This is a genomic window from Lentihominibacter faecis (genome assembly GCF_014306095.1).
In the GTDB taxonomy this organism is placed as follows: Bacteria; Bacillota; Clostridia; order Peptostreptococcales; family Anaerovoracaceae; genus Lentihominibacter; species Lentihominibacter faecis.
In genome coordinates this window covers 1-8,047 of the sequence record NZ_JACRWC010000053.1, presented here as the reverse complement: position 1 = coordinate 8,047, position 8,047 = coordinate 1, and the positions used below count along the sequence as shown (strand labels likewise).

The 8,047-nt window shown below is 47.0% G+C and carries 7 protein-coding genes; 6 read left to right on the top strand and 1 reads right to left on the bottom strand.

Features of this window, described 5'->3' with window-relative positions:
* The first annotated feature begins 44 nt into the window (after positions 1 to 44).
* The 5 genes from H8876_RS04035 to ychF all read left to right on the top strand — a co-directional run bounded on the left by H8876_RS04035 (position 45) and on the right by ychF (position 4,937).
* Complete coding sequence (locus H8876_RS04035; protein ID WP_283241748.1) at positions 45 to 1,913, top strand: dihydropteroate synthase; 1,869 nt, start codon at positions 45 to 47, stop codon at positions 1,911 to 1,913.
* Positions 1,906 to 2,328: a zinc ribbon domain-containing protein gene (locus H8876_RS04030; RefSeq protein WP_249286637.1), complete on the top strand. Its 423-nt coding sequence runs from the start codon at positions 1,906 to 1,908 to the stop codon at positions 2,326 to 2,328. Before H8876_RS04035 ends, H8876_RS04030 begins: the two co-directional genes overlap by 8 nt.
* Before the next feature lie 106 nt (positions 2,329 to 2,434).
* Positions 2,435 to 2,926, top strand: coding sequence for a hypothetical protein (locus H8876_RS04025; protein WP_177265745.1), 492 nt, complete (start codon positions 2,435 to 2,437; stop codon positions 2,924 to 2,926).
* A 118-nt stretch (positions 2,927 to 3,044) separates the two neighbouring features.
* Entirely contained in the window at positions 3,045 to 3,800 is a 756-nt protein-coding gene (lgt, locus tag H8876_RS04020; protein ID WP_249286636.1) for a prolipoprotein diacylglyceryl transferase, read from the top strand.
* A gap of 45 nt (positions 3,801 to 3,845) precedes the next feature.
* A complete protein-coding gene (gene ychF / locus H8876_RS04015) occupies positions 3,846 to 4,937 on the top strand; it encodes a redox-regulated ATPase YchF (protein ID WP_177265747.1) in 1,092 nt (363 codons plus the stop codon).
* A 16-nt stretch (positions 4,938 to 4,953) separates the two neighbouring features.
* Here ychF and H8876_RS04010 read toward each other — a convergent pair whose 3' ends face one another.
* The gene (locus tag H8876_RS04010; RefSeq protein WP_249286635.1) at positions 4,954 to 6,432 is read right to left on the bottom strand and encodes a hypothetical protein; all 1,479 of its coding nucleotides are present in this window, start codon (positions 6,430 to 6,432) and stop codon (positions 4,954 to 4,956) included.
* A 547-nt stretch (positions 6,433 to 6,979) separates the two neighbouring features.
* Between H8876_RS04010 and sfsA the strand changes: the two genes are divergently transcribed.
* Positions 6,980 to 7,684 carry a DNA/RNA nuclease SfsA gene (gene sfsA, locus H8876_RS04005; RefSeq protein WP_249286634.1) on the top strand — a complete coding sequence of 235 codons (705 nt, stop codon included), beginning with the start codon at positions 6,980 to 6,982 and terminating at the stop codon, positions 7,682 to 7,684.
* The last annotated feature ends 363 nt before the right edge of the window (positions 7,685 to 8,047 follow it).

Genomic DNA, 8,047 nt, shown 5'->3' with positions numbered 1-8,047 from the left:
GGGCTCGGAGATGTGTATAAGAGACAGCATTTACAGGCGTTAGCCTGGAAGCAATGGTGCTTACCCTGGAAGGTCTCGGCGTGGATGCCATGGGGATCAACTGCTCTCTGGGACCGGTGGAAATTTTCCCGATGGCAGAAAAGCTGCGGAGCCTGACGGATCTGCCGCTGGTGATCAAACCGAATGCAGGCCTGCCGGATCCGGCAACGGGAGCATATGATATCACCTGTGATCAGTTTGTGGAGAAGATGGAAGATTTCTTGAAGTTGGGAATTGAACTGATCGGTGGATGCTGCGGAACGACGCCGGAATACATCGAAGGTCTGGCAGAGATCGCTGCAAAGTTCGGCGGAACAGAAGATTCTGCAAAGCCTTCGGAAGAGAAAAAGACGCTGCAGGTTTGCAGCGGGAACACTGTGGTAACGGTAGATCACGTTACGGTAATTGGAGAGAGGATCAATCCAACTGGGAAGAAACGTCTGAAACAGGCGCTTCTTGACGAGGATTTTGATTATATTTTATCGCAGGCGATCGAACAGATCGATGCCGGGGCGGAGATCCTGGATGTTAATGTCGGCGTTCCGTCTCTTGATGATGTAAAGATGCTGCCGCTGGTGATCAAAAAGCTTCAGTCGATCACGGGGCTTCCTTTGCAGATCGATTCGGGAAATCCGGAGGCTATTGAAGCAGCTCTTCGTGTGTATAACGGAAAAGCGATCGTAAACTCCGTAAACGGAGAAGAGAAGGTCATGGAAAATATTCTTCCGTTGGTAAAAAAATATGGTGCAGCGGTGGTTGGCCTCACCCTTGATGAAAACGGGATCCCAAATAAGGCGGAGGATAGGTTTGCTATTGCGAAGCGTATTTTGGAGCGTGCACTTGAGTATGGTATCCCGCGGGAAAATGTGATCATAGACTGCCTCACGCTGACGGCGTCTGCCCAGCAGAAAGAAGTCGTGGAAACGTTGAAGGCAGTACGGATGGTCAAGGAACAGCTGGGGCTTAAGACAGCGCTGGGTGTTTCCAATATCAGCTTTGGACTGCCCCTTCGTCCGATCATCAACAGGACGTTTTTAACGATGGCGATGGAATGCGGTCTGGATCTGCCTATCATAAACCCTAACAGTGAGGATATGATGGCTTCGATCTTCGCATTTCACGTGCTGCATAATATTGATGAAAATGCGATGGCATTTATTGAACGCTACGGGGATACGGCACTGGAGACTTCAAAAATTTCACAGAAAAAAGACACAGCTGTCACAGGATCTTCTGCAAATGGAGATGGAAGTCATGATATATTTTATTGTATCGAAAAAGGCATGAAAGCTGATACGGTAGTTGCCGTGGAAAAACTTTTGCAGGATCATACGGAGATGGAACTGGTCAATGACTTTCTGATCCCGGCACTGGATAAAGTGGGGCAGGGATTTGAAAAGGGAACGATCTTCCTGCCGCAGATGCTGCAGGCAGCAACGGCAGCACAGGCTGGATTCGATATCGTCAAGACAAAGCTGGCAGAAAGCGATAAAGAGACGGTTTCCCTTGGACAGGTAGTGATCGCCACGGTAAAAGGAGATATTCACGACATCGGAAAAAACATCGTAAAAGTCATCATGGAGAATTACGGATTCCAGATGATCGATCTGGGAAGAGATGTCCCTCCGGAAACCATTGTTGAGACGGTAAAAGAAAAAAATATCAAACTGGTAGGATTAAGTGCGCTGATGACGACGACGCTGAAGAGCATGGAAGAAACGATCGTGGCTGTCAAGGAGGCGGCTCCGGACTGTAAGGTAATGGTAGGAGGTGCTGTACTGACGGCGGATTATGCAGAAAAAATCGGAGCGGATTATTATTGTAAGGATGCGATGAAGTCGGTTGAAGCGGCACAGGAGGTTTTTCATGGGTAGATTCAATATGTGGATGGCAAATCTGATGCGGGGCAGGTACGGTATGGATCAGATGAATCGTACATTGTCGATCGTTGCATTGATTTTGATCGCGGCAAATTTATTTTTGCGTATGCGGATCATCAACTGGCTTGCGGTTGTTTTGCTGATATATATTTACTGTCGTGCATTTTCAAGGAACATAAACAGGAGAGCGGCTGAGAACCAGCGATATCTGCAGTTTGCAGGATCTGTTCGTTCTAAATTTGGCAGGGGAGCCGGGAATCCGTATGGACAGACTCCTCGGACGAAGGATAACACCCATAAGATTTTGCGCTGCCCCGGATGTGGGGAAAAGCTTCGCGTGCCCAAGGGTGCAGGCAAAATCAATATCAGCTGTCCTCATTGTCATACGAAATTCACAAAAAAAGTATAATATTAAAAAATTCTGCCAATCATTCTGTTGCAAAGCGTCAAGAAACAGTGTAAGATAAAGATAGATTAGAGTAATGCTATAGGAAAAGTAATAGGGGAGCAAACAAATGAGAAGAAAATCTAAGTATGTTGTTTTAAGTCTGGTTCTGTGTTTATCGATGATGCTGTTTCTTTGCGGTTGCGGAGAAGAGAAATCAGGTTCGACGATCGAAGAACCTGAGATCACAGGCAAGTATTTGCAGGAAGATTATTCGCAGCAGCTCCTGAACGATGGTGCAGAGACGGTAGTAGGTTATGTAACTCTGGATAAGCTGGGGGAAGGTGACTACAGTGTACATATTTCTGAGCGTCAGGTAGTAGCAAGTTCTGAATATAAAGATGGCTATTATATTGCAGACAATAATGTTGCCAAGGATGTGACTCTTGGTGCAGAAGGTCGTATTGCCTGCCAGAAGGGTAAAGAGCTTAACGTTGTTTCTGCAGATGATTTTATTCAGGATCACAACGATGGTGAGTCGCAGCTTTATACAGTATATCTCATGGGAGATTCTGCGGAACTGATATTGGCAACCGATCCGGCGGATGTAGAGACGAAATAGTAGTGCAGAGGACTTTGTATAGAGAAAAATCAGGATATTAGAAAAAGGTGTGGCATTGTTCCCGCCTTTTTTGATACAATAAAACCGTTGATTATATTACAGGAGGCAGAGAGGTTTTATGCCGATACCGAATCCAGTAGCGTTTACAATTTTTCATATTGATATCATGTGGTACGGGATACTGATCACTGCAGGGATTGCTCTTGCGACCATAGTTTGCATGAGGCGTGCACCGAAGCATGGGCTGGATGGAGACAGGATCCTGAATTTTGTTATTATCAGTGTGCCGGTGGCGATCGTGGGAGCACGGCTGTACTATGTGATCTTTAACTGGTCTATGTACGCGGGAGACTTGGCAAAGATCGTCAATATCCGTATGGGCGGACTGGCGATCCATGGCGGTCTGATTTTCGGCCTGGGAACGGCAGTCGTACTGTGCCTGATCTGGAAGATCCGCCCGCTGAACATCCTGGATCTGGCAGCTCCGTGCGTTGCTCTGGCGCAGGCTATAGGAAGGTGGGGGAATTACTTCAATTCTGAAGCCCATGGCGGTCCGACCAATTTGCCGTGGGCGGTGACAGTAAATGGACAGACGTATCACCCGACCTTTTTGTACGAGTCCATATGGTGCTTTCTGCTGTTTCTGTTTCTCCTTTACATGGATAACAGAAGAACGTTTGAAGGGCAGACGATCTGTCTTTATGGAATGCTGTATTCCGTGGAGCGATTCTTTGTGGAGGCCCTTCGGACAGACAGTTTGATGGTCGGACCGTTTAAGCAGGCACAGGTGATCAGTTTCGTGATTTTTGTGGTGTGTCTGGCAGGATATTTTATCCTTAGGAACCGCGGGAGAAAGATTGACCGAACGGCATAAAGCTTTCGGTTTTGCTGATAGAATAATAACGAGGAGAATAAGATTATGAAATTAGGAATCGTAGGATTGCCGAACGTTGGCAAAAGTACTTTGTTTAATGCGATCACAAAAGCAGGAGCAGAAGCGGCAAACTATCCGTTTTGCACGATCGAACCGAATGTAGGTGTTGTAACAGTTCCTGATGAGCGTCTGAAGGTGCTCCACGAAATGTACAATTCCAAGAAGACGATTTACACGACGATCGAGTTTTATGACATCGCAGGACTCGTAAAGGGCGCATCCAAGGGCGAAGGCCTGGGCAACAAGTTTCTGGGCCATATCCGTGAGGTGGCAGCTATCGTGCATGTCGTACGCTGTTTCGAAGACCCTAATGTCGTGCATGTCGATGGCAAGATCGATCCGATCTCGGATATCGAAACCATCAATACAGAGCTGATCCTTTCCGATATGGAAGTGCTGGAACGCCGTATCCAGAAGACCACCAAGAACCTGAAGGGGGATAAATCTTTGCAGAAAGAACTGGATCTTCTTAACAAGGTGCATGCATTTCTGGGAGAGGGCAAATCCGCTAGAGCCATGGAACTGGAAGAGGATGAAGCGGAATTCGTAAAGAGCCTGGATCTGCTGTCCTACAAGCCGGTCATCTATGCTGCAAATGTTTCCGAGGACGACGCGGCAGGCGAGGATAATGAATATATTCGCAAGGTCAGAGAGTTCGCGGCAACGGAAAACTCCGATGTTGTGGTAGTCTGTGCTAAGATCGAATCGGAAATGGCAGAACTGGATGATGATGAGAAAGCTATGTTTCTGGAAGAACTGGGAATCGAAAAATCCGGACTGGACAAGCTGGTGCAGGCATCCTATCATTTGCTGGATCTGATTTCCTTCCTGACGGCGGGAGAACCGGAAGTAAGAGCATGGACTATCAAGAGAGGAACGAAGGCACCTGGTGCAGCCGGCAAGATACATACCGACTTTGAGAAGGGCTTTATTCGCGCAGAAACCATCGCTTACGACAAGCTGGTAGAATGTGGCGGAAACCTGGCGACAGCCAAGGAAAAGGGGCTGATCCGCTCCGAAGGCAAAGAATATGTGGTAAAAGACGGAGATGTGATGCACTTCCTGTTTAATGTATAGGAAGCGCACCATATCGTTATTTTTTAGTATTGGCCAGCAGCTGCTTGATTTCTCCCAGAGGCAGGATCTTCTGGGAGAAGGGTACGCCGGTCACTTCCGTCAGTGTCTGCAGCACTTCATCGTAATAGGAAAACAGATAAAGATTTTCTTGGATGTGGATACAGTTAGCACGGGTGAGGGAGTATTTCAGCTGTGCGATGGAGTAGCGATCCTTTGCTTTTCGCTGCAAAATCCTCATCAGCACCATAGCGGTAAAGCATGACAGCAGATGGATCTCGATGAAGTCGTGGACAGAAATACAGGAAGGCCTTGCTTCCAGCTGCTGCTTTGTCAGGTGAAAGGCTTTTTCGGCTTTCCAGAGACCGCGGTACATTTCGATGATCGAATCATCGCTTTCCTCGCATTCGCTTGTCAGCAGGATGTGGTAGCCGTCCAGCAAGCTGTCTTTGGCACGCTTAGCATATTTTTCGCTATAGAATATAACTTGTTTTTCTTTGATGACCTTACTTATGATCCGCCCATCTTCCTGCGTGATATCGATGAGGCGTGAGTATGTGCGAGATTTTCGTTTGTAGTCTTCGCCCACCCATTCGTAGCCGTCATCTTTCAGTATGTACTGCTTCAGTTCCCGGTCAGCGCTGTGCGCCGGTATGTTGAAGATGTAGCCGTCCTGGGTCGGTGTATTGAGGATTTTCCAGATATTGTCCCCGTTATTGACTGCCTTGTTGGAAACTGTGATCATGCGCTTCATATGGAAGCGCTTTTTTATTTCCGGGAAATTTGGCCTATAGGTGGACGTATAGTTGCTGGTGCACGGGAACAGGTCGTACGTCACAGGCATAAGCGCACGGTCGGTGAACACGCCGATCCGGATAACGTGGCTGGGAGAACAGTAATTGTGGATGCTGTAGTACACCATGGTATCCTCGCGCATGCCTGTTTTTGTGATATGTTCATTGATCCAGCTGTGAAGAGGATGCTTCAGATGATAGAGGAACATCAGCCCTTGATAAAACTCGTCTTCCGTTCCGCTGTTTTTTTCGAAGAAGAGTTCGCGATCGATAAAGAAGGTGCTGTCTGCTGCCGGAGCAACGATTTTAAGATACGTCAAAGCCTGCAAAACCGCATTGGCATCAAAAGCGTCTTCGGTATGGCGTTGTCGGTTTTTCAGAAAAGAATCCAGCTCCAGTTCGTGGTAGATCTTGCTGAGGGCGGCATAGCCGAAGTTTTTCATGTTGTCTGTGCCGACAGAAAGCTTTTCCTGCTGATTGATGCAAAGATCGTAGCCGGAGGTCTCCTGTTTTCGCTGCGTGTCCATTTCTTTTGCAACTGATTTGAAATGGGCGATCGGATCCTCGTATTCTTTTTCCAGTTCGTCCAGATAGCCAAGAGACCGGATGGTTTTCTTGCGGACTTTGCCGTTTTCGTCACGGTATCCATGAACGATAGAGAGATATTTCCGGCCGCCTGTGCGGGAAGCGATGCTTACATACATAATTCATTTCCTTTAAAAAATTTTTTCCTTTTTTTATTATAAAAAATAAGGCAACATAAGGCAACATAAAAATGACGGCGGGGTTAAAAGTCCGTTTTTTACAAGTGGGCAGGTGCAACGATTGAGCCGGAAAAGTGACCTTTTACTGATGCAAAGTTTCCTCGGGTTTTCCGCGAAAAAAGTGTGAATTTTCATCCGTGGATTTTAACGGATAAAAACGCTGAAATCAAGTAATTGCAATGGATTTAGCGGCATGGCGCCCCGGTGATGCGGAAGGAAAAAGCATGCCTTGAAGGCCTGTTGACAGGCTCTCTAAAATGGGGTATATTACAGTCACGGCAAAAAAATTTTACTGAAACATTATTAGTTTATATTTTGCGATCAAACTTGGGAGGATGACTTAAAAGATGCAGTTCACCCTGGCGCATCAGGAAGGGAAACTGACAGCGAAAGTCGAACGTAACGTGAAAAATCTCCGCGGCGGATGCCTCGGAGATTTTTCGATTATTCACAGAAAATAGGTTATATGAAATCCGGGAGGTGCTGGATGCAGTATCAGAATATCCGAAAGGCGATTTTTTTAGAAAGACCTAACCGCTTTATCGCCCATGTGGAGCTGGGCGGATCGGTCGTTAAGGCGCATGTAAAGAATACGGGCAGGTGTCGGGAACTTCTTGTTCCCGGAGCAGTGGTATACGTAGAAGATTTTGAAGGGAGAATGGGAAGCCGTAAGCTGCAGTATTCGCTGATCGCGGTGGAAAAGCAAAACATCCTGATCAATATGGATTCTCAGGCACCTAATAAAGTGACGGCGGAAGCTTTGCAGAACGGACGTCTGAAATTTCCCGGGATGGATGAGCTTGTGGAACTGCGCGGAGAGTATACTTATGGTGATTCGCGCATCGATTTTTATGGAAAGGACTGCTGCGGCAAAGAATTTCTGCTGGAAGTCAAAGGGGTGACGCTGGAAGAGAACGGTGTTGCCCGTTTCCCTGATGCTCCGACGCAGAGGGGTGTGAAGCATGTGGAAGAGCTGATCCGGGCGCATGAAACGGGATTTGAAGCAGGGATCCTCTTTGTGATCCAGATGAAGGGAGCACGCCGGGTAGAGCCTAACTGGCGAACGCATGAAGCCTTCGGAGAGGCTTTGCAGAAAGCGCAGGCTGCCGGTGTGAAGGTGCTGGCATATGACTGCCGGGTAGAGCCGAATCTGCTGGAGCTGGATGAGCCGGTGGAGGTGGCCGTGGAGTGATGATGAAGGCTGGATATTGTGACGAAGTGATTTGCAAAATCTTCGAATGAAAGATTTTCACAGCAAAAACGAGAAAATTTCAAATGACGGCAACGGGAGATGTTATCTAAATCCTTGAATCGAAAAAAAGGCATTTGAAATCGAGAATTTCCTCGTCAATGACAGCACGGTACGGGTCGATGACAGATCTAGCGTTCCAACACTCCTTAAAAAATAGTTAACTTCGAGAAATAGAATTAAAGATCTTCGACAAGATTTCTATAGATTCTTTGTTTGGCTATGAAAATTTTGCGAAACGAAGATTTTGCAAAAAATCCTGCAGCTAGAACCTTTGCAGATTCTCGATTTACATCGTAAAGCTTG

Bases quoted from the DNA above. Each gene is read 5' to 3' on its own strand.
- H8876_RS04030 (WP_249286637.1), top strand. From the start codon at position 1,906: ATGGGTAGATTCAATATGTGGATGGCAAATCTGATGCGGGGCAGGTAC.
- H8876_RS04025 (WP_177265745.1), top strand. From the start codon at position 2,435: ATGAGAAGAAAATCTAAGTATGTTGTTTTAAGTCTGGTTCTGTGTTTA.
- lgt (WP_249286636.1), top strand. From the start codon at position 3,045: ATGCCGATACCGAATCCAGTAGCGTTTACAATTTTTCATATTGATATC.
- ychF (WP_177265747.1), top strand. From the start codon at position 3,846: ATGAAATTAGGAATCGTAGGATTGCCGAACGTTGGCAAAAGTACTTTG.
- H8876_RS04010 (WP_249286635.1), bottom strand. From the start codon at position 6,432: ATGTATGTAAGCATCGCTTCCCGCACAGGCGGCCGGAAATATCTCTCT.
- sfsA (WP_249286634.1), top strand. From the start codon at position 6,980: ATGCAGTATCAGAATATCCGAAAGGCGATTTTTTTAGAAAGACCTAAC.